Origin of the sequence: Akkermansia sp. JRP_AM1, assembly GCF_049262625.1 — a bacterium.
In the GTDB taxonomy this organism is placed as follows: Bacteria; Verrucomicrobiota; Verrucomicrobiia; order Verrucomicrobiales; family Akkermansiaceae; genus Akkermansia; species Akkermansia massiliensis.
Genome location: NZ_CP118234.1, coordinates 1,954,910 through 1,980,148 on the forward strand (window position 1 = coordinate 1,954,910; position 25,239 = coordinate 1,980,148).

Annotated in this window: 28 protein-coding genes and 2 pseudogenes; 17 read left to right on the top strand and 13 right to left on the bottom strand. The window is 59.4% G+C overall.

What is annotated here, in order from left to right; all coding sequences use genetic code 11:
- Positions 1 to 95 precede the first annotated feature (95 nt).
- A complete protein-coding gene (locus PVA48_RS09255) occupies positions 96 to 503 on the top strand; it encodes an OsmC family protein (protein ID WP_022397756.1) in 408 nt (135 codons plus the stop codon).
- Between the two features lie 278 nt (positions 504 to 781).
- Entirely contained in the window at positions 782 to 1,096 is a 315-nt protein-coding gene (locus tag PVA48_RS09260; protein WP_022397757.1) for a hypothetical protein, read from the top strand.
- An 11-nt stretch (positions 1,097 to 1,107) separates the two neighbouring features.
- On the opposite strand, the gene PVA48_RS09265 is transcribed toward PVA48_RS09260, so the two are convergent.
- Positions 1,108 to 1,572 carry a deoxycytidylate deaminase gene (locus PVA48_RS09265; protein WP_022397758.1) on the bottom strand — a complete coding sequence of 155 codons (465 nt, stop codon included), beginning with the start codon at positions 1,570 to 1,572 and terminating at the stop codon, positions 1,108 to 1,110.
- Positions 1,562 to 4,174, bottom strand: coding sequence for an MFS transporter (locus tag PVA48_RS09270; RefSeq protein ID WP_423231636.1), 2,613 nt, complete (start codon positions 4,172 to 4,174; stop codon positions 1,562 to 1,564). The genes PVA48_RS09265 and PVA48_RS09270 overlap by 11 nt, the downstream gene beginning before the upstream one ends.
- Before the next feature lie 397 nt (positions 4,175 to 4,571).
- Here PVA48_RS09270 and PVA48_RS09275 point away from each other — a divergent pair, with 397 nt between their 5' ends.
- The 15 genes from PVA48_RS09275 (at position 4,572) to PVA48_RS09345 (ending at position 15,632) form a co-directional block, all read left to right on the top strand.
- The gene (locus PVA48_RS09275) at positions 4,572 to 5,138 is read left to right on the top strand and encodes a hypothetical protein (RefSeq protein WP_102721878.1); all 567 of its coding nucleotides are present in this window, start codon (positions 4,572 to 4,574) and stop codon (positions 5,136 to 5,138) included.
- A gap of 86 nt (positions 5,139 to 5,224) precedes the next feature.
- A complete protein-coding gene (locus tag PVA48_RS09280) occupies positions 5,225 to 6,112 on the top strand; it encodes a prephenate dehydrogenase (protein WP_180971616.1) in 888 nt (295 codons plus the stop codon).
- 135 nt (positions 6,113 to 6,247) lie between these two features.
- Positions 6,248 to 6,643 carry a hypothetical protein gene (locus tag PVA48_RS09285; protein ID WP_423231637.1) on the top strand — a complete coding sequence of 132 codons (396 nt, stop codon included), beginning with the start codon at positions 6,248 to 6,250 and terminating at the stop codon, positions 6,641 to 6,643.
- Positions 6,577 to 7,770 (top strand): hypothetical protein, encoded by a 1,194-nt coding sequence (locus tag PVA48_RS09290; protein WP_423231638.1) that lies wholly within the window; start codon positions 6,577 to 6,579, stop codon positions 7,768 to 7,770. Before PVA48_RS09285 ends, PVA48_RS09290 begins: the two co-directional genes overlap by 67 nt.
- A complete protein-coding gene (locus PVA48_RS09295; protein ID WP_423231639.1) occupies positions 7,752 to 8,453 on the top strand; it encodes a hypothetical protein in 702 nt (233 codons plus the stop codon). Before PVA48_RS09290 ends, PVA48_RS09295 begins: the two co-directional genes overlap by 19 nt.
- A 15-nt stretch (positions 8,454 to 8,468) precedes the next feature.
- Positions 8,469 to 9,215, top strand: a complete 747-nt coding sequence (locus PVA48_RS09300) for an ABC transporter ATP-binding protein (RefSeq protein ID WP_102728491.1) — start codon at positions 8,469 to 8,471, stop codon at positions 9,213 to 9,215.
- Positions 9,212 to 9,451: a hypothetical protein gene (locus PVA48_RS09305; protein ID WP_423231640.1), complete on the top strand. Its 240-nt coding sequence runs from the start codon at positions 9,212 to 9,214 to the stop codon at positions 9,449 to 9,451. The genes PVA48_RS09300 and PVA48_RS09305 overlap by 4 nt, the downstream gene beginning before the upstream one ends.
- Positions 9,384 to 10,472 (top strand): ABC transporter permease, encoded by a 1,089-nt coding sequence (locus tag PVA48_RS09310; RefSeq protein WP_423231641.1) that lies wholly within the window; start codon positions 9,384 to 9,386, stop codon positions 10,470 to 10,472. The genes PVA48_RS09305 and PVA48_RS09310 overlap by 68 nt, the downstream gene beginning before the upstream one ends.
- Positions 10,382 to 11,611, top strand: coding sequence for a hypothetical protein (locus tag PVA48_RS09315; protein WP_423231642.1), 1,230 nt, complete (start codon positions 10,382 to 10,384; stop codon positions 11,609 to 11,611). Before PVA48_RS09310 ends, PVA48_RS09315 begins: the two co-directional genes overlap by 91 nt.
- Positions 11,612 to 11,615: 4 nt before the next feature.
- The gene (locus PVA48_RS09320) at positions 11,616 to 12,032 is read left to right on the top strand and encodes an ABC transporter permease (protein WP_423231643.1); all 417 of its coding nucleotides are present in this window, start codon (positions 11,616 to 11,618) and stop codon (positions 12,030 to 12,032) included.
- Positions 12,033 to 12,112: 80 nt separating this feature from the next.
- Positions 12,113 to 12,889, top strand: a complete 777-nt coding sequence (locus tag PVA48_RS09325; RefSeq protein WP_022397766.1) for a DUF805 domain-containing protein — start codon at positions 12,113 to 12,115, stop codon at positions 12,887 to 12,889.
- 171 nt (positions 12,890 to 13,060) lie between these two features.
- Positions 13,061 to 13,561 (top strand): DUF805 domain-containing protein, encoded by a 501-nt coding sequence (locus PVA48_RS09330; RefSeq protein ID WP_418173379.1) that lies wholly within the window; start codon positions 13,061 to 13,063, stop codon positions 13,559 to 13,561.
- Positions 13,558 to 14,283 (top strand): DUF805 domain-containing protein, encoded by a 726-nt coding sequence (locus PVA48_RS09335; RefSeq protein ID WP_180976209.1) that lies wholly within the window; start codon positions 13,558 to 13,560, stop codon positions 14,281 to 14,283. Before PVA48_RS09330 ends, PVA48_RS09335 begins: the two co-directional genes overlap by 4 nt.
- 4 nt (positions 14,284 to 14,287) lie before the next feature.
- Positions 14,288 to 14,917 (top strand): CatA-like O-acetyltransferase, encoded by a 630-nt coding sequence (locus PVA48_RS09340; protein WP_180975199.1) that lies wholly within the window; start codon positions 14,288 to 14,290, stop codon positions 14,915 to 14,917.
- 10 nt (positions 14,918 to 14,927) lie between these two features.
- On the top strand, positions 14,928 to 15,632 hold the full coding sequence (locus tag PVA48_RS09345) for a four helix bundle suffix domain-containing protein (RefSeq protein ID WP_423231644.1): 705 nt from the start codon (positions 14,928 to 14,930) through the stop codon (positions 15,630 to 15,632).
- 50 nt (positions 15,633 to 15,682) lie between these two features.
- On the opposite strand, the pseudogene PVA48_RS09350 reads toward PVA48_RS09345, so the two are convergent.
- From PVA48_RS09350 to PVA48_RS09400, 11 genes and pseudogenes are all read right to left on the bottom strand, one after another.
- Positions 15,683 to 16,658, bottom strand: a pseudogene (locus PVA48_RS09350) (ABC transporter ATP-binding protein).
- An 18-nt stretch (positions 16,659 to 16,676) separates the two neighbouring features.
- Positions 16,677 to 17,459: a GTPase gene (locus PVA48_RS09355; RefSeq protein WP_423232515.1), complete on the bottom strand. Its 783-nt coding sequence runs from the start codon at positions 17,457 to 17,459 to the stop codon at positions 16,677 to 16,679.
- Positions 17,348 to 18,070 (bottom strand): GTPase, encoded by a 723-nt coding sequence (locus tag PVA48_RS09360; protein ID WP_423231645.1) that lies wholly within the window; start codon positions 18,068 to 18,070, stop codon positions 17,348 to 17,350. The genes PVA48_RS09355 and PVA48_RS09360 overlap by 112 nt, the downstream gene beginning before the upstream one ends.
- A gap of 75 nt (positions 18,071 to 18,145) precedes the next feature.
- Positions 18,146 to 19,237, bottom strand: coding sequence for an LptF/LptG family permease (locus PVA48_RS09365; protein ID WP_022397772.1), 1,092 nt, complete (start codon positions 19,235 to 19,237; stop codon positions 18,146 to 18,148).
- A 151-nt stretch (positions 19,238 to 19,388) separates the two neighbouring features.
- On the bottom strand, positions 19,389 to 19,757 hold the full coding sequence (locus tag PVA48_RS09370) for a DNA repair protein RecO C-terminal domain-containing protein (protein WP_309557225.1): 369 nt from the start codon (positions 19,755 to 19,757) through the stop codon (positions 19,389 to 19,391).
- Positions 19,757 to 19,924, bottom strand: a pseudogene (locus tag PVA48_RS09375) (recombination protein O N-terminal domain-containing protein); the annotation flags it as partial. The gene PVA48_RS09370 and the pseudogene PVA48_RS09375, both read right to left, overlap by 1 nt.
- Positions 19,924 to 20,697, bottom strand: a complete 774-nt coding sequence (locus tag PVA48_RS09380; protein ID WP_102728497.1) for a tetratricopeptide repeat protein — start codon at positions 20,695 to 20,697, stop codon at positions 19,924 to 19,926. The pseudogene PVA48_RS09375 and the gene PVA48_RS09380, both read right to left, overlap by 1 nt.
- 7 nt (positions 20,698 to 20,704) lie before the next feature.
- Entirely contained in the window at positions 20,705 to 22,591 is a 1,887-nt protein-coding gene (dxs, locus tag PVA48_RS09385) for a 1-deoxy-D-xylulose-5-phosphate synthase (protein ID WP_102728498.1), read from the bottom strand.
- Entirely contained in the window at positions 22,572 to 22,832 is a 261-nt protein-coding gene (xseB, locus tag PVA48_RS09390) for an exodeoxyribonuclease VII small subunit (protein ID WP_022397776.1), read from the bottom strand. The genes dxs and xseB overlap by 20 nt, the downstream gene beginning before the upstream one ends.
- Before the next feature lie 8 nt (positions 22,833 to 22,840).
- The gene (locus tag PVA48_RS09395; RefSeq protein WP_102728499.1) at positions 22,841 to 24,724 is read right to left on the bottom strand and encodes a hypothetical protein; all 1,884 of its coding nucleotides are present in this window, start codon (positions 24,722 to 24,724) and stop codon (positions 22,841 to 22,843) included.
- Positions 24,721 to 25,194 carry a helix-turn-helix domain-containing protein gene (locus PVA48_RS09400; protein ID WP_423232516.1) on the bottom strand — a complete coding sequence of 158 codons (474 nt, stop codon included), beginning with the start codon at positions 25,192 to 25,194 and terminating at the stop codon, positions 24,721 to 24,723. Before PVA48_RS09400 ends, PVA48_RS09395 begins: the two co-directional genes overlap by 4 nt.
- Positions 25,195 to 25,239 lie beyond the last annotated feature (45 nt).

Consider the following 25,239-nt stretch of genomic DNA (forward strand, 5'->3'; position numbering starts at 1 on the left):
AAAAAGTTTCTCATAACAAAGGCGGTTACCATAAAGAAAGGGGGGATTCAATGTTTGTGTGTTGCATGGTGCGGCGCCTTGTATAAAATAGGGTCATGGTAAAAACTAAAACGACGTACGAGGGCGGCCTCCACTGCTCCATGGTTCATGAGCCTTCCGGGGCCAAGCTTTCCACGGATGCCCCCGTGGACAACAATGGAAAGGGCGAGTCCTTCTCCCCCACGGACCTGGTAGGCGCGGCGCTCGCCGGCTGCATGAGCACGATCATGGGCATTGTGGCCGAACGCAAAGGAATTAAGCTGGAAGGCATGACGGTGGAAGTGGGCAAGCACATGAATGCTGACCCGCGCCGCATCGGCAAGCTGGAAGTGGTCATCACCGTGCCCCTCCCAGCCGATCATCCGGACAGGAAGCTGCTGGAACAGGCCGCCCTGAGCTGCCCCGTCAAGCACAGCCTGCATCCCGATATTGAAGTTCCCATCACCTGGAACTGGGTGGGTTGACAGCCGCCTGTGTTTTCTTGAGGCCGCCTGTGAAAACAGGCGGTTTTTTTATGATGTTAAAAAATGTTGGAAAAATGTAATAATAATTGAGTGAACTTGACTTATATTGTCAGGTTGTGCATTTTTCCGGGCATGAAGAAATTTTCCCTGTTTTGTGTTTGGTTCCTGTAACAGTGTGCGGGCTTTTGTGCGGATGCGGCGGCGGTTCGGGAAAATCAGGGGATGACGGGAGCGTTTCCCTCAGTGGTCAGCAGGTAAGCCTCTTTGAGGGAGGGGACATGCTGTTCAGGCTTCAGTTCGGCGGACGGGATGTGGACGTCATCAAGATGGAGACGAGAATCGTGTATGATGGGGTTTACACGTACCGGTTCAATGAAGGCGCGAATTCCGGGGTTTTGAATATTGTGCCGGCTTCCAACAGCCGCGCCGCCTGCGCCATGGCGGACGTGAATATTTCCTTTGACGATGCTGAAAGGAGCACGGGCGTGATTGTCTCCGGAACCGTTACGGAAACCGGACCGGACATTGATTTCTCCATTGACGGCGTTCCGCGCCCCATGGCCGGCTGGACGTGCCGCGTGCACCGGGATTGAGTTTCCGCAGATCAGCAGTCCAGGACGAGGGGAAAGTGCTGGCTGAGCGGGTAATCCGTGACCTGGATCAGCTCCACGCCGTAAAGGCTGGCAATGGCCGGAGCCTCGGACTTGTCATACGGCTCGCAGTAATAAATGGTTTTAACGCCATGGGCGCACAGCGCCTGCATGCATGAGGTGCAGGGCATCGTGGTGCATGCCACCACCTTCGCCTCCCCCCTGCGGAACAGGCTGCACAGGTTGATTTCCGCATGCAGCATGTATTTCTGGCGTTCGTCCCGGCTGGCCCAGAAGGTGTCCTGTGCCTTGAAGCCGGGGTACAGGCCGTTGTAGGCGGTGCCGATCACGCGGTTGTCCGCATCCAGGGCGGCAGCTCCCACCTTGCGGTAGGGGTCTTCCGAGCGCAGGGCGGCCGCATGCGCCAGCGTCATTACATACTGCGGAATGGGGAGGCGGGATGATGAGTTACTGTTCATGGTTGGAAGACTGGAGTTCCGCCAGGAAGCCTGACTCGTCCAGATACAGGTTGGGCGGCAGGGAATATGGGGTGGGGAGCGTAGCCCCGGCGATAACGTTGGAGAGGGGGGGATTCAGGTAAAAGCCCGGGAGAAGGCGTCCTCGCGTTCTGGCCCGCATGCCGAGCTGCACGGTGCCGTCATCCAGCTTGAAGACGCTCCTTTTCATGGACATGGCCAGAATGATGCCGCGGTCCGTGGCGAAGCAGGGGCGCCACCCGATGTTGGGAAGCACCAGGTCTCCGGAGCCGCTGAAATCGTAAAACGGCGTGCGCGTTTCCGGAACCAGGCTGTACAGCCTTCGGCGCAGGAAGTCGGAGCCCGTCACCTGCTTGATGCCCTCCGGCATGCTGTGGTCTCCGTCGCTGATGAGGTACACGGGGGTGCTGGTGAGGATGGGCCACAGGACAGATGCCACCGTTTCATGCACTTCGTCATGCCCCACGCTGGTGAGCAGCAGTTCCCGGGGCTGGAGGGAGTTCACGCGCTCCAATTGCTGGGCGTTCATCCAGAAGTCGCACAGGCGGCTCTGGGAGCGGGAGCTGTCCAGCAGGGTGGCCAGCCACTTCCTGAGTTCCGGGTGGTCCGCCTCCACGGTGTCGTTCATCAGGCATTCGGCTATTTCATACCCGGTGAGCCGCGCGTTTTTTGCTAAAACGAGCGGCTTGTGGGCGATGCGCTCCAGGTGGTTCAGGATGGTGTCCCTGCCGATGCTGGCGGCAATTTCCAGGCAGGTGGAGGAGAGCTCCCGCAGGGTGTTGATGACGATGCGGGGGTTGACGGCATCAGGCGCAATGGGTTCTCCGATGGCGGCCGTGAAGCGGTAGGGGACATGGAGGGGGGCCTTGGAGAAGAAACGGTTGCCGGAGTAGGAGAAGATGCTCCCCCACAGCTCGTCCATGTAGATGGGAACGATGGGGCAGCGCGATTTTTTCGCCAGCATTTCCAGCCCCCTGCGCGCGGCGCACAGGGTGCCCGTGCGGGTGAGCTGGCCTTCCGGGAAGATGCAGATCACTTCTCCGGCCTTGAGGGCCTGAATGGCCTTGGACAGGGATTCCCGGGGATTCCGGGAGGAAATGGGGAGGCAGTTGAAGAGTTCCAGAATCCAGCCGAGCCAGCGGATGGCTACGAATTCCTCCGCCACGATGAAGCGGATGGGCCGCGGACAGATGAGGGAAAGGAACAGCGCGTCCCCGTACGTGACGTGGTTGGAGACGATGATGGCTCCGCCGTCCTCCGGAATGCGGTCCTGGTGGATGATGCGGGAGCGGTAGACGATCCTCATGATCCAGAGGCCCATCATGCGGATGAATTCGCGGGGAATGAGACGGAACGCCACAATCGTGATGACCACGCCCAGGGCGGCCAGCACCCAGAATTGGTTCTGGATGGAGAAGATGTTCCTGAGCATGAGCTGGAAGCCGACGGCCACCAGGCCCATCAGGCAGTCCATCAGGTTGCCCGCGGCGATGACCGTGCTGCGGTTGGAGGGATTGCAGTTGTCCTGGAGGTGAGCGTTCAGCGGCACCAGGTACGCGGCGGCGAAGGCTCCCGTGATACCGAAGCCGATGTTGCTGGGCAGCGAGCCAGGAGCGAAGAAGGACAGGAAGATGCAGCCGATAGTGAAGCCGATCGCGCCCAGGGGGATGAGGCCCAGTTCAATTTTTTTACGGCAAATGATGGAGGCTATGACGCCGCCCACCACCGTGCCGCCGCTGAGCCACGCCATGAGAATGGCCGCGGACATGCTGAATCCGGTGCCGTCAATGGGGTGCTCCTGGGCGATCTGGAGGGAGATGAGCATCAGGGCCCCGGCCAGGAACCAGAAGTAGGAGACGCCGATTTCGCTGAGCCTCAGGTCCCGCTGACTCCACAGGTACTTGAGCTGCACGAAGTGCTCGTAAAAGAGCTTCCACTCGAATTTCCGGGTCTGGTTGGCCGGGTACCGGGGAAGGGACAGGGCCGCAATGGCTACGGGAACGGCGATGCAGGTGAGGATGAGCGTGGGGAAGGCGGCGGCTTCCCAGCCGTCGTTGGAGGAAACTTGCAGGATGTCGAACCAGACGAAGATGCCGATCTGCGCCGCCAGCATGGACAGGATGAGGCTCATTTCCATCAGCCCGGAGGCGTAGCCAAGCTGGCGGGAGCCCACCATGTCCTTCACCACCCCCTTTTTCGCCGGGCTCAGGATGGTCGCCTGGACGGAGAAGACGCAGAACCAGAAGACGGCCATTTCAATGTTCTCATACTTGTAGCACAGGAACATGGCCCCCAGCACCAGGATCTGGAGGAAAGACATGAACTGGATGATGCGGGCCTTGCAGAAGCAGTCCGCCAGCCAGCCGACGAAGGGGGAGAACAGGATGTAGGGCAGTACGAAGATGCAGGCAAGGATGTACTGGAGGGAGTTGACCCAGGAGTCCGGCCCGTACACGGCGCTGTTGGCGGCCAGCCAGACGCCCAGGGGAATCAGCAGGAACTGGGCGGCTTTTTCATTGAAGGCGTTCTGGGCTTGAATGAGAATCAGGGAATAAAAGCCCCTCCATTCCTTTTTTGAGGGCATTTTTTTCTTAGATGTCTGTACGTCATCCATGTGGGGCGGATTGTAGCAAATCACAGGGGGTAGGGAAGGATAATCTGTTTCCGTACCGGAGCGCTCCGGGGAAGGCGTGCAGGAGGCTTTTTCCCGATTTTTGGAAAGGAAAAGGATGCGGGGACGGTGGAACGGCCATGGCCGGACGGAGGTGAAAGCGTGTATTCCCGCAGTGAAGCGGAGGACGCGCCACCGGGCCTGAAAACCCCCGTGGAGCGCCGCAGCCCCGTACGGCTTTGCACGGATGAGGGGCCGGAAGCCGGAGAATCCTTGTCATGAAGCGGTTCGGCAAACAGGCTTTATGGTTGACATGAAGGTAGGGGGCCGTAGGATGCTGGCAGAAAGCTATCACCCGAAGAGAGATCATATGAATACTTCCCAGACGATAGGCGTGCTGCTGGCCGCAGGCGCAATCCTTCTGCCTTCCTGTGAAACGGAACGCGTGAATGAACGCCCCATCGGCATTTATCCTACGGAAAATGTCTATCCGTCCGGCTCCGGCGCCATGGGCGCCCAGGGCAGCAGCCTGTTGAATGAGATTCAGCGTGAAAATTCTCTGGATCCGGTAGCGGGTCAGAATTCCGGCTTCAATCCGGATCCGGCCCAGACCAATTCCGGCACCATCGGCAACATGGTGGGAGGCACCAACAATATCACGCCTCCGCCGCCCGTTGCGCCCAAGCCTGTCGTTCCCAATCCCGTGAGTGACTCTGCCAATTCCGGCATTGCCGCTCCCAGGCCCGTGGAGCCCTCCACTGCCTCCTCCATTCCCGTGGCGTGGCCCACGGCGGACCCCACGGTGGTGGTCAGCCCGTATGACCGCACCAAGAAGATCAAGATTCTGAACCGGGGCACCAACAAGCCCTACCCTTCCGGTACCGTGCTGCGGGACACCAACTTCCCGAACGAGATCAAGAAGTTCCGCGTGCCCTGATGCGGCCGCCGCGAAAAGATGATGCCCGCGCCCCTGAACATGCTGTATGTTCCGGGGCGCTGGTGTATTCTACCCCCTGTGAAACCATGAGCGAAGCTTCCAGAAAACAGCTTTCCTTTTCCTCCGTAGCCATTCTCGGCCCCGGCCTTCTGGGCGGTTCCCTGGCGCTTGCCGTCAGGAAGCAGCTGCCGCATGTCCACGTGCGCCTGTGGGGCAGGAGGGAGGAGCCGCTGGAATATGCCCGCTCTTCCGGAGCCGCCCATGCCGCCTCCACCCGGTTGGAAGAGGTGGTGGAAGGCGCGGACCTGGTCGTGCTGGCTACCCCGGTGGGCGTGATGTCCCGCCTCGTTTCCGGAATGCTCCCCCTGCTGAAACCGGGCGTGCTGGTGACGGACGTGGGTTCCGTGAAGGGCTGCGTCCACCAGTCCGTGGGCTCCGCTCTGACGGAAACCGGCGTGGCGTTTATCGGCTCCCATCCCATGGCCGGTTCTGAAAAGCAGGGCATGGAGCATGCCTCCGGGGAACTTTTCCGGGACGCCACGTGCATTCTGACCAATGACGAGCACGTGCATGAAGACATGCTGCTGCTGCTCCAGCGGTTCTGGGAGCGCGTGGGCTGCCACTGCATCCGCATGAAAGCGGCGGACCATGATTCTTCCGTAGCCCGCATTTCCCATATACCGCATGCCTTGTCCGCCCTGTGCGTCCACACCGCCCTGGACGGGGGGGATGTGAAGCTGCTGGGGCTGGTGTCCGCCGGCGGTTTTCGCGATACCACCCGCGTTTCCATGGGGGAACCGTCCATGTGGGCGGAAATCCTGACGGAGAATGCCCCCGCCGTCCTGGACCGGCTGGACGAAGCCCTGTCCCAGTTGGGGGAGGTGCGGAACCGGCTGGCCTCCGGAGACAAGGAGGCGCTGCGGAAATGGCTGAAGGCCGCGGCGGAGAGCCGGGCGCAGGCTCTTGGCCTGTGAGAGGCGCCGGGGGCGTTCTGCTGCCGGATGTGCCTTTGCAGGAAGGGAAAGGAACAGCCTGTTATCAAATTGTTAACAATCCGGGATGGACGGCCCGATGTTCCGTTTTATACTTGCCCCATGCGTTTATCCAACATGAATACCCCTCGCCGCCGCCGCCAGGGGCGCGGTTTGCACCGTGCCGCCGCCATTGGGAGCCTGCTTGTCCTCGGGCAGTCCGCCTATGCCGAGACTAAACCCGCCGCCGCAGAGGAGGGCGTGCAGGAAATGCCGGAACGCGTGATGACCATCCGTTCCAAGTCCCTGCGGGCGGAGACGGTCAGTTCCGCCACCCTCACGAACATGAAGACGGAAGAAGTTCCGCAAACGGTAAACGTTATTACGCGGGATCTGATGGATTCCAAGGGTTCCGATTCCCTGGTGGAGGCCCTGCGCATGGATTCCTCCGTCAATACGGGGGAGACATGCTGCTGTCCCGCACGGCGGACCAGTACACCATCCGCGGTTTTGCCGGCACCGATGTGCAGATAGGCAACATGCCTCTTCCCCGCGGCATGGGATACGGCATGGATACGTCCCTGATAGAAAATATTGAAATTGTCAAAGGCCCCATCGGGTCCATTTCCGGCGGCCAGACCAGTACGCTCGGGGCATACGGCGCCGGCGGTTCCATTAACCTGATCCTGAAGGCGCCTGATTTTGAGGAACGAACGGAGTTGACGGCTTACGCCCGTCTTTCCCATCATGGGCAGAAGTACCGCGTAACTATTGACGACACCCGGTACAGGGGTAATGAAACGGACGGTTTTGCCCTGCGCACGGTGGTAGCCGCCGAGTATGAACGCCCGTTCTGGCTGAGCAACGGAGCCAACGGTGGCCAGAAGTACACGGTTTCCCCCATTTTCCGCTGGCAGCATGATTCCCGTACCAAGACGGTGCTGACGACCAGTTTCCAGTACCAGAATTCGCCGACGACGATGGGCATCCCCGTGCTGGGCGGCCACTTTGTGGGGCCGTATGACGCCTGGTACGGTTCTCCGAGCGGAAGGCTCAATGCCAAATCCCTGCTGGCGATGCTGGATTTCGAGCGCAAGCTGGAGAAGGTCTGGACAATCCGCATCGGCGGCGGCATGGGGTACAGCGATGTGGACTACAATGTCTGGGGCATTTCTTCTTCCGCCGGACGCGGAATGAGCACGGAGGATTATTACAACCAGATGATTGCTTCCGGAAAGGCCAAATACGAAGCCGCGTGGAGCGACGAGTGGAACATCAACTGGAATTTCTATTCCAACGCGCTGGCGGAGTTCAAGACCGGACAGGTGGAGCATGAAGCCCTGATGGGCGTTTCCTACACGGGGAGCAGCACCTATGGCGACGGTTCCAGCCTGGTGACGAACGCTACCGCGAACACGAACGGCTATTTCTCCCTGTACAATCCTCCGCCCTTTTTCCCGCCGGGCGCGACTATTCCGGAGCCAATGCGACGGATACCGTGGTTCAGCGGGCGGGCGTCCTGCTGCAGGATGTCCTTAGCTACGGACAGTGGCGTTTCCTGGCCGGCGTGCGCGGGGACGCGCATTTCAGCCTGGACAATAATTACGCGTTTGCGTGGAGCCCCCGTTTCGGAATTACCCGCATGTTCGGTGAGCGCGTAGCTCTGTTCGCCAATGCGGCCCGTACTTCCGCCCCCAATTTCGGGTATCTGGATGAAAACGGGAAGGAACTGACCGATTCCTGGCGTACGGACCAGATGGAATTCGGCTTCCGGGTCAGCCCGGTGGACAAGGTGTGGTTCTCCGCTTCCTGGTTTGACATCATCCAGAATAACACTCCCGTAGCCATAGACGGATATACCAACCGGTACTATTCGGACGGCTCCAAGAGGGCGGAAGGCGTGGAACTTTCCCTGAACGGGGAAATCACCAAGAACTGGAGTTCCTACCTTTCCTACACCTACACCCGCACCAAGAACCGGACCTCCGGGGAAGTGTATCCCACCATCGCTCCGAATGCGCTGGCCCTCTGGCAGAAATACCGCATTGACGGCGGCCTGCTGAACGGCACGGTGCTGGGCCTGGGCTACCGTTGCAAGGATTCCTACTACGCCACGTTCCGCGGTGCAAAGATTGCGGATAATTATACCATACCTTCCTACAGCGTGTTTGACTTCACGGTGGAAATCCCCCTGCCGGAAACCAAATGGCTGAAGGATGCCACCCTGAGGCTGGCCGTATACAACATTTTCGACAAGAAGTACGTGCAGTCCACCCGCCACGCCGTGCAGTGCACGGTGGGAGAGCCCCGCACGTTTGAAGTAGGCGTGAAGACTGCCTTCTAACCATTCCTTCCAGCCATGAGTTCCCCCGTCATTTCCGTCACCCGCCTCAAGCGCAGCTTCAAGTCCGGTTCCGAGGACATAGCCGTGCTGAAAGACATCAGCCTTACCGTGAACCAGGGAGAGTTCGTCGCCGTCATGGGCGCGAGCGGCTCCGGAAAAAGCACCCTGCTGAACGTGCTGGGGGGGCTGCTGCCTCCGGATTCCGGCACGGTGACGGTGGATGGGCTGGACCTCGGCTCCATGTCTGATGCCGCCCTGACAGTGTACCGGCGCGACCGCGTGGGGTTCATCTTCCAGATGTTCAACCTGGTGGGAACCCTGAACGTGGAGGAAAACATCCTGCTGCCCTCCCTGGCGGGGGGCAAAAAAGTGGCCTCTTCCACTCTGGACACCATGATTGAAAAAGTGGGGCTGTCCCACCGCCGGCACGCCATGCCGGATACGCTCAGCGGCGGGGAACAGCAGCGGGTGGCGATTGCCCGTGCGCTGGTTTCCGGCCCGGCGCTGGTGCTGGCGGATGAACCCACGGGCAATCTGGATTCTGAAAACACCCGGCTCATGGGGGACCTGTTCCGGGATTTGCACCGTACGCAGGGCTGCGCCTTCGTGCTGGTGACGCATGCGCCGGACGTAGCCATGTGGGCGGACCGCGTGATTGTGCTCAAGGACGGCCGCATCGTGGACGACAGGCCCACGGCGGAATTTGCCGGACCTGTAGAATTGTCCTCCTTCTATGAACGCACGCTGAATGACGCCTTATGACGCTGCTGTTCAAACTGATTTGGCGGGACCTGCGCGCCAACCCCGGCCGGGTGGCGGTCAGCGTGTTCGCCATCCTCGTCTCCGTCAGCCTCATCGTCTGGATGATGGGGAGCTATGATACGCTGGTCAAGGAGTTCGATAACGACGCGGAGGCCTACATGGGCAGCTATGACCTTTGCCTGGTGCCGGAGGCGCCCAAAGGGCCGCTTCCCCGGGCAGTACCCGCGGTTCAGTGATCCGGATCTGGCCGCTCGCCTGGCTGCCTCCCCTCTGGTGGAATCCGTGAACGCCGCCTGCCAGGTGCCCCGCCTCCAGATCGGCTGCGGGAATGAACGCGGCAGCTTTGACGAGCAGACGCGCGACCGCATGGGGATTCCTCCGCAGAGCCCCATCCTGGTGGGGAACCATGCCGTGGAATGTCCTTATGATTTGAAGGAAGGCGTCTGGCCGGATATGGCTTCCTCCTCCGCCATGGAGGGGGTGCTGGGCAGCGGAAGCGCCAAGTATTTCAGCGCGGGCGTGGGAACCGTCATGAACGTGCGCGTGGGAACGCACGTGTACGACGTGAAGGTCGTGGGCATCGTCAAGCAGGCCAAGGCTACCCCCGGCGTCATTATGGGACCGGGCGGCATGTCCGGACCGGCTTTTTCCTCCCTCTTTGTGCCCGTAAAGGTGTGTGAAAAAATCACGGGCCAGCCTTTTGCCCCCAATTTGATTTACGTTCAGCTCAAGGAAGGGGTGGACAAAAAGGAGTTTGTGGACGGCCTCCGGCAGGAGCTGGCCCAGGCCTCCGCCGTGGTGGCGGATACGGATTCCATTATCCAGCGGCTTTCCAGCGACCGTTCCGTGCGCTCCCAGAAGGAGAGTGCGGAGATGTCTGTCTGGCTCGTCCTGTTCTCCTGCGTCTTCATCATTTTCACGACCCTGAGCATCGGCGTCAGCGAGCGCACCCGCAGACTGGCCCTGATGCGTGCGCTGGGGATGAGCCGCATGCAGATCGCGCTGCTGATTGTGGGAGAGGGGCTTTTCCTGTGCATTCCGGCGCTGCTGGGCGGCCTGGCCGCCGGCTTTTGCCTGGTGTACCTTCTGGAGGAAGGTTCTTCCTCGGTCCCCGTCCTGACCTGGACGACGGTGCTGGCTGCCGCCGCGTGCGCCGTGGGGGGGCCTTGCTGGCTTCCATCATTCCCGCATGGCGCGCTTCCCGCCAGTCTCCGCTGGAAGCGGCCGTGCCCTCTTCCGGATTCATCGGGAAAGTGAGCCGCGTTCCCGTGTGGTCCGTGATCGCCGGGCTGGCGTGCGTGTGCCTCCAGCCTGCGGCCCTGCTTCTGCCGGGCCTGGAGGTGGAGACGCGCAAGTGGATCTTTTTCTGGCTGGGGTATCCCGGCCTGGTGGCCGGTGCGCTGTTCCTGGCTCCCGCCTTCGTGCGCGTGACGGAGTGGGCCGGATCATGGATCACGGGGCTGCTGCTGCGCGTGCCGCATTCTTTCCTGAAAGTGCAGCTCAGCCGCAACCTCAGCCGTTCCGTGGGAACCGCCGTATCCATGTCCGTGGGCCTGTCCCTCTTTGTAGGGGTGCAGACGTGGGGATATTCCATGCTGGTTCCTTTCTCTCCGGATACGTCCACGCCCGGAACGCTGGTTTCCTTCCTGCATACGGAGTTCAAGCCTGCGGACGTTCCGGAGCTGATGGCGCGGCCCAGCCTGCGTAATTCGCGGATGTATCCCATTTACGTGGATGAACCGGACATTGCCCCGGCGCAGATGAAGACCCCAGGTTTTTCCGGAATGCGCAACCGCTCCATCGTGCTGGCCGGCATTCCCGTGGCGGAGATGGCTCAGGGAAGCCATCCCCTGTTCAGGCCCGTGTTCGTTTCCGGCAACCCGCAGGAAGCCTATGCCATGCTGGAATCCACCCGTTCCCTGCTGATTCCGGACACCTTTGCCCGGACGGTGGGGCTGAAGGCCGGGGATGACCTGATGCTGGTGAATCCGTCCCATCAGGGGCGCCGTTCCGGGAATGCTCCGTCTGCCGGAGCTCACGGACGGGGCAGAGGCCCCGGCATGCAGGGGGAACCCTGGAAGGTGGCGGGAGTCGTCTCCTTCCCCGGCTGGCACTGGCTGACCAAGACCAGCGGCATGCGCGTGCGTCGCGGCGGCTTTGTGGCGGCCCTGGCGATTGCCGATGAACGCTGGCTCAAGGAGGAATACGGCCATCAGGGGTTCCAGTTCATCTGGGGGGACACCGCCCCCGGGGTAAGCAACCTGGAGCTCCAGAACGACCTGGGGGAATACGCCCTGATGAAGGTGCGGCAGCAGGAGAACGAAGGGGAAGGCGTGAAGCCGCTGGTGAAGGCCCTGACCCGGGAAAGCCTGGGGGAGCGTCACCAGCCGCGGTGACGACGTGATCTTTACGATGAGCAAGCTTCCCATCATCATGATGGTGATTGCCGTGCTGGCCGTGCTCAATACTGTTCTGGCCTCCGTGCAGTCCCGCCGCCGGGAATTCGGCCTGATGCGGGCGGTAGGAGTGCCGGCCGCCATGGTGATGCGGATGCTCTGGGCGGAGACGCTGATGGTCTCCCTGTGCGCCGTCGTCATGAGCCTGGCCCTGGGCGTGCTGGGAGCCTGGTGCTCCATCCAGATTCTGGAATACGGCTATCACTTCGGCATCGTCACTCCTCCCGTCACGATGCCCTGGACCCATCTGGGGTATGCGGTGCTTCTGGTGCTGGCCCTTTCCTCCCTGGCGTGCCTTCTGCCTGCGTGGCGCATGAAGCGCGCGTCTGTGACGGACTTGCTTTCCGTCCGGGAGGGGTAGGGGGCCTTCTGGATTATATTTGTCGAAAAAAGTATTGATTGCTGAAAATTAAGCAAATAGGATCAGCTGTATACTTTAGAATGAAATATTTTTACCATGATCGGAATGGAGAATTGCATGGTCCTGCTGAACTGGATTTTCTGGCCTGTGAGGTAAAATGGGGCGGTCTGCCTGATCATTTGATGATTCGTCCAGTGGATGGTGAAGAATGGGTTGCCCTGGCGGAGGCAGTGAAAAGGGAAACGGGAACCGGATTTTATCCGAACGTGATGTCTGTTCCGCCGGAAGAGGTAGCCGGTCTGTCGTTTTGGAAGCGTCTCCGGTATTATTATCGGAGATCATGGAGAATGGCATTCGTCTTTTCCGGACGCGCTTCCCGGCGGGAATGCCTGTCCGTTTTCCTGTCCATGACGCTGGCGGATTGCCTGGGGCTGGCGGTTGCCCAGATTCTGCTGGGGCTTGCTCTTCCTCCCCTGATGCCGGGAATCGACGTGTTTTCCTGTTTGTTCTTCATCTTCCTGCTCTTGAGATTGTTGCTGGGGTTGCTAATTGTCCTTCAATTCTTTGCCTTGTGTTGGAGAAGGCTTCATGACTTGTCCCTGGCGGGCGGTTGGTCGTTTGTTCTTCCTTTTGTCCTTCTGGCTGGCAGTTTGCCGGTAGAATGGTTGTTTGGTCGTTTGTTCCAGTCTGATGCGTGGGGAATGTTCATGGCACATGCAGGAAAGGCCGGAGTAATGGCGGCAGGAGGAATGGGAGTGGCCGTTTTCGTGTTGTCCGGAACCTGGGTTGTTGCGCTGCTGGGCCTGTTTCCCGGTACGAAGAAGGAAAATCAATACGGTCATCCCCCGGAGGTATGACCGTTCCGTTTCCCGGACAGAGAAGAACCGGGGATTTTTCCTTTCGCCGGAAAGGGAGGATAATATCGACAAACCCCGTAATGCGTGTTTGACTGAAAGGGCTTTCCCGTGAATCTGTCTTCTTCCAGTCCTGGTCCTTTTTCTGAAAGGAAGTTCAGCTTGCCTGAATGGATGGCGGCAAGATGGAGGTGGTTGTTTTCTTGGTCCGGCCGCATTTCCAGCGCCTCATATTTATATGCGTGGCTGTTTTATGGCGTGTGCATGGGGACGCTGGTTTTTTCAGGATATTGGGCCGCGGTGAATGGGAGTATTCATCCGCGTTTTATGGTAACGGCTGAGCATGGAATAAACCTGGCGTGTTTGAGTGCGGCCATGCTTGTTCCATGCCTGGGACTTGTTTTTCGCAGGCTCCGTGATCTTGATCTGGGCCTCCTCTGGGCGGTTCCCGTTTACGCGGCTTCCTTGGGATGTGCGGAGACGGGCTTTTATCATGTGTACGGATGGGCGCGGGCTGCGGCGGGAGGGAATGCCTCCCTTTTAATTTGCGGCGCCATGTTTTTCTGCATGTTTCTGTTTTGTTCCCTGGCGCCGCTTGCGCTGGGATGTGTTCCCGCCAACAGCCGGTCCGGCATTTCCGGGCGAACCGGGGAAAGAACGGAAGGAAAGGAGTGATTGTGAAACGTTATTATTACCATACGCCGGATGGGGAATTGCATGGGCCGTCCGATTTTGATTTCCTGGTCAGGGAAGTCCGCTATGCCGGATTACCGCTGGGACTGATGGTCAGGGAGGAGCGTTCGGAAGACTGGATATGGATAGGAGACATTCCGGGAACTCCGCCGGAATGGAAGTTGCTCAAGGAGCGGTATTCCGGAACCGGGGAATGGATGAAAGTGGGCAAAATATGGAAATGCGGCAGAAGAAGTCGTTTTAAGTGGTTTTTTTCCCTGCTGGTGATGCAGTCCCGTTCCTCGCGCCGGGAGGCGGCTGTTACCTACGGCGCACTTCTGGCGTCTGCTCCTCTCGTCTGGATAGTTTGTTTTTGTGGAGCCTGCGATGTTTTTGAACCTCTTCCTTTTGGGATGCTTTTTGCTCTTCTGTCGGGGTTGTTTCTGTTGTTTTTCTTCTTGTTTTGCTTCATTGCGCTGGGCGTCAGACGTTTTCATGATGCCGGGCTGGATGGGGGCTGGTTGGCGATCATCTGGCCGGTATGGATAGCAGTCCTGATTTGTTCTTTTAAGGGAAAGTTTCTGGCAATGTCCTTTTGCTGGGATCTTGTAGGGGGAATATTTACGGGCATAGCTGTCTTGACTGCTCCCGTCCTGTTCAGTCTTTTGCTGCCGGAGCAAAAGCGCAAAAACATCTATGGAGAGCCTTCCTGGAATAGAAAATAAGTGCATGAAAAAGAAAATAGAAATCGCTTCCTGGCCGCGAAGGTCCCATTACGAGTATTTCCAGACGTTTGAATGTCCCATGTTTTCCATCACGTCTCCCGTGCGGGTGGATGCCTTGTACCATTATGCGAAACAGGAGGGGATTTCCTTTTTCGCCCTGTGCCTGTTTGTGCTGTTGAAGGCGGTGAATAAGATTCCCCAACTGCGCCAGAGGGTGGAGGAAGGGGAGGTGTGGGAGTATGAATCCGTGGACGCCCTGGTTCCGGTGCTGGCTAAGGATGGGGAATTCACCCAGATTTTAGTAGAGTACCGGGCGGAGCTGGCTGATTTTCTGGAGCATGCCGTTCCGCTCATTCAGGCAGCCAAGCAGGCTCCGGCCCGGGCGAATCCCTGCCATCGGACGGATATTGCCGTGTTCAGCTGCCTGCCGTGGATTCCGTTTACGCAGGTGGCCAGCGCCTACAGGGTGTTCCGGGGGCAGTACCTTCCCCTCATCCATTGGGGGAAGATGGAGGCGGACGTTTCCGGCAGGCTGATGATGCCCGTGGCCATTCAGGCGAACCATGTGCTGGTGGACGGGGTCCATGTTGGTAATTTTTATAAAAATATTGATTGTTTTTGTTGCGGGTTTTAGGCTGGGACGCATGGCTTCCCTGTTGCGCCCTTCCGGCGATTACCGGTCTCTGCTTTCCTACAGAAAGGCGGAGCAGATTTATGATCTGACCTATTATTTTTGTAAGGCGTACTTGTCTTCTCGCGACAGGACGGTTGATCAGATGGTTCAGGCTGCCCGTTCCGGAAAGCAGAATATTGCGGAGGGAAAGGAGGCGGGGCTGGTCTCCATGGAAACGGAAATCAAGCTGATGAATGTAGCCAGAGCCAGTCTGGATGAATTACTGGCTGATTATGAATACGTTTTGAGAGTGAGAGGCTTTCCCGTGTGGGAAAAGGATTCACGAGAGTCCCTTTTTGTCAGAAAGAAGGGTGAGGATAAATGTCTGGCCCGGGATTATTTTTTGGAACTGGCCCGGACAAGGCCGCCGGAGGTGGTGGCCAATATGGCCATTTGCCTGATTTTTCAGGCCAAGTATTTATTAATGCGGCAGCTCAGGTTTTTGGAGGGGAAGTTTCTTGGAGAAGGGGGGATGAGGGAAAGAATGAGCCGGATGAGAAGGGATAGGGGTGATAGGGGTGATAGGGGTGATAGGGGTGATAGGGGTGATAGGGGTGATAGGGGTGATAGGGGTGATAGGGGTGATAGGGGTGATAGGGGTGATAGGGGTGATAGGGGTGATAGGGGTGATAGGGGTGATAGGGGTGATAGGGGTGATGATGGGAATTCCCTATAATCCCTAAAGTTTCCTGTGAGCCCCATAGGCCCTATTCTTCTCCCAAGGTTTTACTGATTCCCGGCCAGGCATCCCGGACAGTTCTGGACTGAGTGCCCCGGAGATATTTCCACCAGCTCCGGTTCCCGGTCCGTCAGGCAGAGTTCCGGGTTCCCGAGGGTATTTCTGGGGCGGAAGCTGCATCCGCAAGGCTCCTGCATCATGTTGGGAGGCAGTCCGGGAATGGTGTAGAGGGGGAGCCTTTCGCATGTAGTCCGGGAATGGATTTCATCAGGGCCCTGGTGTAGGCGTGCCGGGGATGTTCCAAAAGCTCCCGCGCCGGGGCGCTTTCAACAATGCGGCCTGCGTACATGACGTTGATGCGGTCCGCATATTGGCGCACCACGCCGAGGTCATGCGTGATGAGGATGACGGAGGTGCCCATGTCCTGCTGAAGTTTTCTGATGAGGTCAAGCACCTGCTTCTGCACGGTGACGTCAAGGGCAGTAGTGGGCTCGTCCGCAATGAGGATTTCCGGCCTGGTGATAAGGGCCATGGCGATCATGACGCGCTGGCGCATGCCGCCGGAGAATTGATGGGGATAGGCGTCCATGCGCTGTTCAGCGTCCGGTATGCCTACCAGGGCAAGCTGTTCCAGCGCGCGGTCGCGCGCCTCTTTTTGCCGGCTCCCTCATGAATGACGAGGGGTTCCGCCACCTGCTCCCCGATGGTCAGGTACGGATTGAGGGAGGTCATGGGATCCTGGAAGATCATGGAGATGCGCTTGCCGCGGATGGAACGGAGTTCCTTTTCCGGACAATGAAGCAGGTCCGTGCCGTCCAGCATGGCGGAACCGCTTTCAATGCGGCCCGGAGGCATCGGGATGAGCCCCATCATGGAGTAGCAGGTGACGGATTTTCCGGACCCGGATTCCCCCACGATGCCGAGCGTTTCCCCCGGCGCCACGTCAAAGGACACGTTTCTCACCGCCCGGACGATGCCGGCCCTGGTGTGGAAGGAGGCGCTGAGGTTCCTGACGGAGAGCATGCGGAGAAGGCGGGATTGTCAGTCATTGCGCACGCGCGAGCGGGCGGAGAAGATGACCGGGATGCCGGGAGCGGGGTAGGCTTCCCTGATTTTGTTGCGCAGGTACTGGGAGTAGCTGTCCGTGAGCAGGTTCTTGTCATTGACGAAGAGGACGTAGCGCGGGACGGGAATGGTGTTGTACTTGGGGTCCACCGCCGTGGTGACGTAGTAGATTTTCAGTCTTCTGGTGGAGCCGCTGGCGGTGCCGGGAGGGTTCATCTGCTGGGCAAGCTGGATGAGGCGGTTGAGCTGTCCGGTGGTGGGCAGGTTACGGGATTCCCGGCGGATGCGCGTGATGACCTTGAAGATGATTTCCACGCCCTCCGCTTTTTTTGCGGAGGTGGCGATGAAGGGCGCATAGTTGATGAAGAAGAGTTCCCTGCGCACCTGTTCCTCCACTTCCGCCATGCGGTCCTTGCGCGGGGCATTCGGGTGGAAGAGGTCGAATTTGTTCACGATGATGATGCAGGGTTTCCCTTCCTCCGCAATGATGCCGGCGATACGGCGGTCCTGCTGCGTGATGCCTGCCGCAATGTCAATGACCAGCAGGCAGATGTCCGCCCGGCGGATGGCTTTTTCACTGCGCATGGCGGAGAAGACTTCCACGGAGGTGTCCCGCCGGGAGCGCGGGCGCATGCCGGCGGTGTCGATCAGCACGTAGGGCTGGCCGTCGTGCAGGTAGGGGACGTCAATGGCGTCGCGGGTGGTGCCCGCCACGTCGGAAACGATGGTGCGCTTGTCCTGGAGGATGGCGTTGACCAGGGAGGATTTGCCCGCGTTGGGGCGTCCAACGACGGCCACCTTGATGGGGGGGCGGCGACCTCCCCTTCTTCCGGTTCTTCCTCCAGTTCTTCTTTCAGCGGGGCGCCCTCCTGTTTGAGGAAATCGTCCAGCCGGGAGGCGAGTTCGGAGAAGCCCCTGCCGTGGGCGGCGGAGAGAAAGATATGGTCGTCAAAGCCCAGTCCGGCGAATTCTCCCAGGTTCAGATCCTGCTTTTCATGGTCCGCCTTGTTGAGCAGGAGGATGACGGGAACGTCCGACTTGCGGAGGTGGTCCGCAATGCTCTGGTCAATGGGAGTGAGGTGGTCCCGGCAGTCCAGCACGAAGAGGATGAGGTCCGCCGTTTTCATGGCTATGTCCGCCTCTGCCGCCACCTGTTCCGCAAAGCCGTCGGTCAGGCGCGCGCCGATGCCGCCCGTGTCCATGATTTTACAGGCGCGGTCCGTAATCTTGCAGGGGGCGGAGAGCCGGTCGCGAGTGACGCCGGGTTCATCATGCACGATGGCGATGCGCCTTCCGGCCATTCTGTTGAAGATGGCGGATTTCCCGACATTGGGCCTGCCTACGATGGCGATGGTGGGGACGTGCTGCATGCGCGCCATGTTACCCGAAGGGCCGGAGCTGTGAAAGCTAATTCCGCGCCAACGGCGGGCGCTTCCGCCGGGGGCTTATCCCTTGTGCCTGGCCTGATTGTGAAGGTACAGCGCCACGGCGATCGTGATGACGTTGGGAAGCCATAGCAGGATGTAGGGGAGCATCGTGTCGCTTTTCCGGGACAGGTCCGCAAAGATCAGGGCCACAAAGTAGAGGGAGGCGATCAGGATGCCCAGGGCAAATCCCGTGGAGGTGTCTTTTCTGCGGGTGTTGATGGCCAGGGGCACGCCAATGAGGGCAAAGACGATGCAGGCCAGGGAGAAGGAGGCGCGCCTGGGCAGTTCCGTGGCGAATTCCGTGGTCTGTTTTTTATCCAGATAGCCGGGCGTGTTCAGGGCTTCCCTGATTTCCCGGTTGGTGAAGCGGTTGGCCTTGATGCGCCGGGAGCGGGATTTGTCCAGGTTGATGCTCAGGGGCATTTCATCCATGGTCACGCTTTGGGAGATGGAGTCCTTTTCCTGCGTGGTGATGAGCGGATTGATGAGGTGCAGGTAAAGGGTTTTTTTCTCGGGAGAGAAGTCCATGGTCACGCGTTCCGAGTGCATGGCCACGGCGGGGGATTTGTCGTCCGCCTTCTGATAGATGTGCATGCCGTGGATGACGTCGTCCACGCGCTTGTCAATGTAGATTTCCAGATTATCGAATTTGGTGATGGCCTGTCCTTCATTGAGAAGCCCCTTCGGGTTGATGGAGGCGGCCTTGATGAGCAGTTCGGAAATGGATTGCTTGGCGCGGGGCGCGATGTCTATGTTGATCCAGTAGCAGAGGCCGGAGAGGGCGATGCCGATGGCGATGGCGGGGGCGCTCAGACGCCACAGGCTCATGCCGGACATGCGCATGGAGGTGAGTTCGTTGTCCGAGGCCAGGCGTCCGTATACCAGCAGCACGGCCGTCAGGAATCCCCATGGAATGGAGAACATCAGCGAGAAGGGTATTACCTGGAAGATGAATTCCAGAACGATGCTGATGGGCGCCTTGTTTTCCACCAGAAGGGGGCGCAGTTCCTTGAACAGGTTGCCCAGGAGCAGCAGGGCGCTCAGGGCCATCACCCCCAGGGCCGTAACACCCAGCAGCTGGCGGGCAATGTATCTGTCAAAGATCTTCATGCAGTAAAACCGTGCCGGAGATTTTGCCCGAAGGCCGCGGACAAGTCAATCACGCGCACGGAACAATCCGTATCCTTCCCCGGAGGGAAGGAGGAGTTGGATGGGAGGATGAAAGTCCGTGCGGCTGGTGAAAAAGGATGCGGCATGTTGTTCAGTTTTCTTTTTGTTCCAGGCTGCCGAGCAGTTTTTCCCGCTGTGGGGGAAGCTTGCCGAAGTGGGATTTCAGAATGACGTGCGCCGGAATGCCGGGATGCGCGATGCCGTGCAGCCGCGCGAGTTCCTGTTCAAAGTGCAGGACGGCGCGGAGGGAGGGGTCGTTGTTTTCCAGATAGGCGTATGCCCGTTGCAGGAGGTCGTAGAATTCCGGGATGGGCGTGTCCGGCTCCAGCATTTGGAGAAACAGGCGCGCGAAGTAGCCTGCCGCGCTGAGCCGGAGGTAGCTTTTCCGGAGGGGCAGGCGGGGGAGAGCAGGTCCGCGGAAGTCAGGGAGTGCAGGTCTCCCGTTTTTGCCTGCGTCCACTGCATGCGGCACTGGTAGAAGAGGTCCAGGCGCCCGGCAAAGGGGCTGTTGGGCTTTCTGGCGCTTTTGGCCGCCGTTCTGATGATGCCTTCCTCCGTGCACCAGACGACAATCAGGCCGTTCTCTCCCAGGGGATAGAGCTTCAGGACCGTCGCTTCCGCATTCATCAGCGGCGTTTTTCCAGCCCTGTTTTAGCCGGTTGTTCCGTTGGGACGGTCTGCCCGTAGGGGGAGGGCAGGATGCCGGCTTCCGTCATGGCGTCCGTAAAGGCCTGGATGGCGCTGGTGCCTCCGTGGATGCGGATGGCGGAAAGGAGCTGTTCCTGGGCGGCGTCCTTGTCTCCTCCCATGAATTTGACGATGGCCTGGGTGCAGTAGTAGTACGGCGTGTCGTCCATCGGGCCGTACAGGTTTTCCAGTTCCTTGGCCAGGGGCCGGTTGTCCAGCTTGCGGGCGCAGATATAGCGCTTGAATTGCAGCAGGGGAGTCATGCCGGGATTGTCTTTGAAGGGAGGCAGAAGCTCCGTGAAGGCTTTCAGCGCCCTGGCATAGTCATGATTGACGTAGTGCGCTTCCGCCAGGTTGAACTGAATGGTGAGGTTGGAGGGATCCAGCTTCTGGGCCTTTTCAAAGTTTTCCAGGGCCTTTTCAATGTTGCGGATTTCAATGTAGCATGCGCCGCGGAGATTGTATAAGCCCGGGTTTCCTGCATAAAGCTTTTCCAGCTCCGTCAGGGAGAAGAGGCATTCCATGGTTCTCTTCTGCGCAAAGAGCTGTTCCGCCTTGCGGAATTGGTCAATGTAGCTTTTTCTGGTTGCTTCCGGCAGGCTGTTGAATTCCTGAATCCACGCCGGGGACGGAGGTTCCGGCGGTGTTTGCTGCGCGGAGGCGGGGAGAAGGGCAAGCGTCAGGGCTGCCAGTAGGAAGGTGCATGCTTTCATGGATGGGTCAGGAATTCAGGTGGGGAATGATTTTTTGTAGCGCGGCTTCCGCCGTGAGTCCATATTTTTTTCTGAGGATGGGTTCCGAACCGTGTTCGATGAACTGGTCCGGCCATGCGATGGCTTCCACGGGCGTGGTGACGCCTCCGGCTTCCAGGGATTCAAGCACGGCGGAGTTGAAGCCGCCGCTGATGGAATGGTCTTCAAAGGTGCAGACCACCCGGCTGGAGGCCGCATGCCGGCGGATGCATTCGTCATCCAAAGGCTTGATGAAGCGGGCGTTGATGAGGGTGACCGTGTGGCCCTGCGCTTCCAGCAGCGCTGCCGTCTCCCGGGCGATGCCAATCATGGTGCCCAGGGAAACGAGAGTCACGTCCTTCCCCGTCTGGAGCACTTCCGCCTTGCCGATGGGGAGAATTTCCGGCGTGGAGGGAAGGGGGACCCCGGCGCCGCAACCCCGGGGATAGCGGATGACGGTGGGGCCGTTCTGGTAATGGTTCATGGTCCGGAGCATGTGGACGAATTCCGCTTCATCCTTGGGTTGCATGAAGACGATGTTCGGGATGCTGCGGATCATGGCGATGTCAAACAGGCCGTGATGCGTGGGGCCGTCGTCCGGGGAGAGCCCGGCGCGGTCCATGCAGAAGCGCACGGGCAGCTTTTGGAGCGCGGCGTCATGCTGGATCATGTCAATGCAGCGCTGCATGAAGGTGGAGTAAATGGCGATGTAGGGCTTCATGCCTTCCGCCGCCAGCCCGCACGCAAAGAGGGCTCCGTGTTCTTCCGCAATGCCTACGTCAAAGTAGCGTTTTGGGAAGGCTTCCTTGAACAGGTCCAGCTTGGTGCCGCTGGCCATGGCGGCCGTGATGGCCGTGACGGATTCGTCCTCGTGCGCCATTTCCACCAGCGTGGAACCGAAGATGTGGGAGAAGGTGGGGGTGGCGGTTGCCTGCGTTTCGCCGTCCCGCACGCAGTAGGAGCCCAGGCCGTGGAATTTGGTGGGGTTGTCCAGTGCGGGCTGGTAGCCTTTTCCCTTCTGGGTGACCACGTGCAGGATAACGGGTTCGTTGAGGTCCTTGATGTAGGAAAGGGTGCGGATGAGGGTGGGGATGTCGTGCCCGTCCAAGGGGCCGAAGTAGCGCAGGCCGAATTTATTGAAGAGCAGGGAGGGGAAGATGAGGTTCTTGGTGGTGCCTTCCAGCTTGAAGGCGAAGTCCCTAGCCTGCGTTCCCCCCAGCTTTTCAATGAAGGAGGCCGTCTTGTCCCTCAGCCAGGAGAAGGTTTCCGAGGTTTGCAGGGAGTTGAAGTATTTTGCCAGCGCGCCCACGTTTTTATCAATGGCCCATTCATTGTCGTTCAGAATGGTGATGTAGCGCTTGGTGGTCTGGCTGATGTTGTTCAGCGCCTCCAGGGTGGTGCCGCAGGTGAATGCCGCATCCCCGGCCACGGCCACTACATGGTAGTCCTCCCCTTTCAGATCCCTGGCCGCGCACATGCCCAGGGCGGCGGAAAGCGCCGTGCCCGCGTGGCCTGCACCGTAGGCGTCATGGGGGGATTCCGACATTTTGGCAAAGCCGGAGAGCCCTTCATGCTGGCGGATGGTGTGAATCAGCGGGGCGCGCCCCGTGAGCATTTTATGGACGTAGGCCTGGTGGGAAACGTCAAAGATGATTTTGTCCCGCGGTGTTTCAAAGACGCGGTGAAGGGCAATGCTCAGTTCCACCACGCCCAGGTTGGGGCCCAGATGGCCGCCGGTGAGGGAAAGGGAGTGGATGAGGGTGTTCCGGATTTCTTCCGCGAGCCAGGGCAGTTCCGACTCAGGGATTTTCATCAGGTCTGCATGGCTGCGGATGCTTGCCAGCAGCTCCGGAAGTTCAGGTAAGGGAGAATTCATTGCTGTCTGGTTCATCGGGATCCGTTCCATCCTGGACGGTCTCCGGGTTGCTGAGGGTTTGGATGCGCAGTTCCGCATCATGAAGGATGCCGCGGCAGTGGCGGATGAGCTTGTTGCCTTCTTCCACCAGGGCTATCATGTCTTCCAGTTCGGTGACGGGGGCTTCCGTCAAGCGTATGATTTCTTCCAGGCGGGCTACGGATTCTTCAAATCCGGGAGCGTTTTTCCGTTGTTTGGCCATATGGGGAATTAAGGTTGAGGGGTGGAAGCGGTTTCCTGAAGGTCTTTGTAAAGAATCATGTCCGCTCCCTGGATGAATTGGCGGGAGTCCGGCGTCCCAAAGCGTTGCGACAAGGGGTAGAGCGCACGGCTGTGGTCAAAGAGGTATACGGGATTCCTGTCCTTCGTCTGAAGCAGGACGGTGCCTTCCAGAACGAGGGGGGTGAATTCCCCGTAGGAGGCGGCAATGGTGCGGAGGTCCGCGTTGAGCGTGGATGAGGGAGTCACCAGGATGCTGCCCACCTTGCCGCCGTGGAATTTCAGAATGCGTTCCAGCACCATGAATTGCTCCACCATTTTGGGGAGTCCGATGGCTTTCCTGTCTGCGTACCAGCCGACGGCGGACGGCTGGTCCGTGAGGATGAAATCCTTTTCCGACGTCTGGGCGCGAAGGTCCCGGTTGAGGCCCGGGGGGAAATAAGGGGGCCATGCAGGAATGCCGCGGCTGGCCGTCAGGATGCCCACCCGCACCATCTGGGGAAGGCTGAGCAGAAGGGGGAGGGAAGTGATGAGCAGGGCGAGCAGCAGGACGCCGCCCCGCAGGATGGGGACTACCTCCTTGTTGGAGTGCCGTGCGATCAGGTTGAGGACGAAGGCCGTGCCGTAGGCCGTGAAGAAGGGGGCGAAGAGGATTTGAATCTGTCCCAGGGAAATACCGGATTTGTTGGAGGTGTAAAGGGCCATGCCGATGACGGCGGGCACCCACATGGCGAAGACGCCCCATTTGGCCTGGTTGACTTCCGGCCTTCTGAATTTGTGCAGGAGGGCCAGCAGGAACACCATGGCCAGGGGAAGGTTCCCGAGGTTTTCGTAAAGGAGGTCGCCCTGCGTCAGGATGTTGTTGACGATGGAGGTGACGGCTTTCTGGGCGGCGATGGGAATGTCCCCGGCGGCCAGGGAGTTCATCGCGATTTCTTCATTGCCGGTCAGCCCCGTGAAGATGGTGTAATAGGCCGTTCCGAAGAAGCCTCCGCTGAGGGAGCGGTTGATGTAAACGGGGTAGGCCAGGAGGAGGAACAGGATCACAAGTCCCGGAATGCAGTACAGGCCGTGAGGCTTGAAGCGGATGCCCACGAAAATCAGAAAGCCGGCCATGGGCCACAGGCCGATCCAGCCGGTGAGGCAGACGCATGAAAAACAGATGGAGCTGTAAATGAGCGGCATCAGGAATTTACGCTTCTCCTCCCTGTTTTGCAGGGCCGTGGACAGGAAATGGATGCCCCAGGCAAAGAAGAAGAGCATCATCATCTGCGGGAGGCCGCTGGTGGCGTATTGCAGGAAGAGGTTGCTGAGAATCATCGTCAGGCAGGTGAAGCTGGCGATGGTGACATCAAACATTTGGTGGAGGATGTAATAGCAGCTCAGGACAGCCAGGATGAAGAACATGCAGGAAATGCCCGCCACGATGCGGTCCGGCAGGTAGATCATGGAGCTGCCCGTCATGCTCCACAGGTCAAACTTGTGGACGCCGGCCACCTTGAAGACGGCGGCTTCCACCAGGATGTTCAGAGGGGCGTTGCGTGTGTCCCGGAGGGCGTAGGGATTGAATTTTTCCGGATTGACGAGGGATTCCCCCTGTCCCGCCAGAATGGTTTCCTGTTCGCGGATCTGGGCGTCGGAAAGAAAGGGGTTGAGGCCGGCGCGGGTGCTCCCGGAGACCATCTGGATGGGTCTCAGCCAGTTGGTGGCCATTCCCTGTCCCCTGGCCACGTTCCGGGCGATTTGGGCCTGGTCCATGGCGGCGCTGGCGTTCAGGCCGTTAAAATTGAAAAAGTACTGCACACCCGTAATCGCCAGCAGCAGGATGAGGATGATGATAAACGGTGTGCGGGATGCCGTGGTGGGCGCATTCATGAAGGTTGAATATCTTGTAATTTGCGTTGAAGGGTGCGGCGGCTGATGCCCAGAAGGTGGGCTGCCGCCGTTCTGTTGCCGTTTGACCGGGCCAGCGCTTGTTGGATGGCATTCCGCTCCAGCAAGGATAAATTCAAAACCCCTGCCGGGACAAGCCCATTCTGTGTGCTGGGGGCATTGTCCTCCAATTGTTCCTGCGCCATGCTCCCCGGGGCGGCCGGCTGCTGCGGCGCGTGCAGCCGGGGTGGGAGATGGGAGAGTTCTATGCTGGCGGAGTTGCTCATGACGACGCCGTGCTCCATGGCTGTGCGCAGCTCCCGCACGTTTCCGGGCCAGGAGTAGTTCCGTACGGCGTCAAGGGCGTCCCGGGAAAGGGGTTTGAATTCCTTGTTGTTCTCCCTGGCGAATTCTTTCAGGAAGGCGGTGGCGAGCAGGGGCACGTCCTCTCGCCGGTCCCGGAGGGGGGGCATCTGGATGTGGACCACGTTGAGGCGGAAATAGAGGTCTTCCCGGAA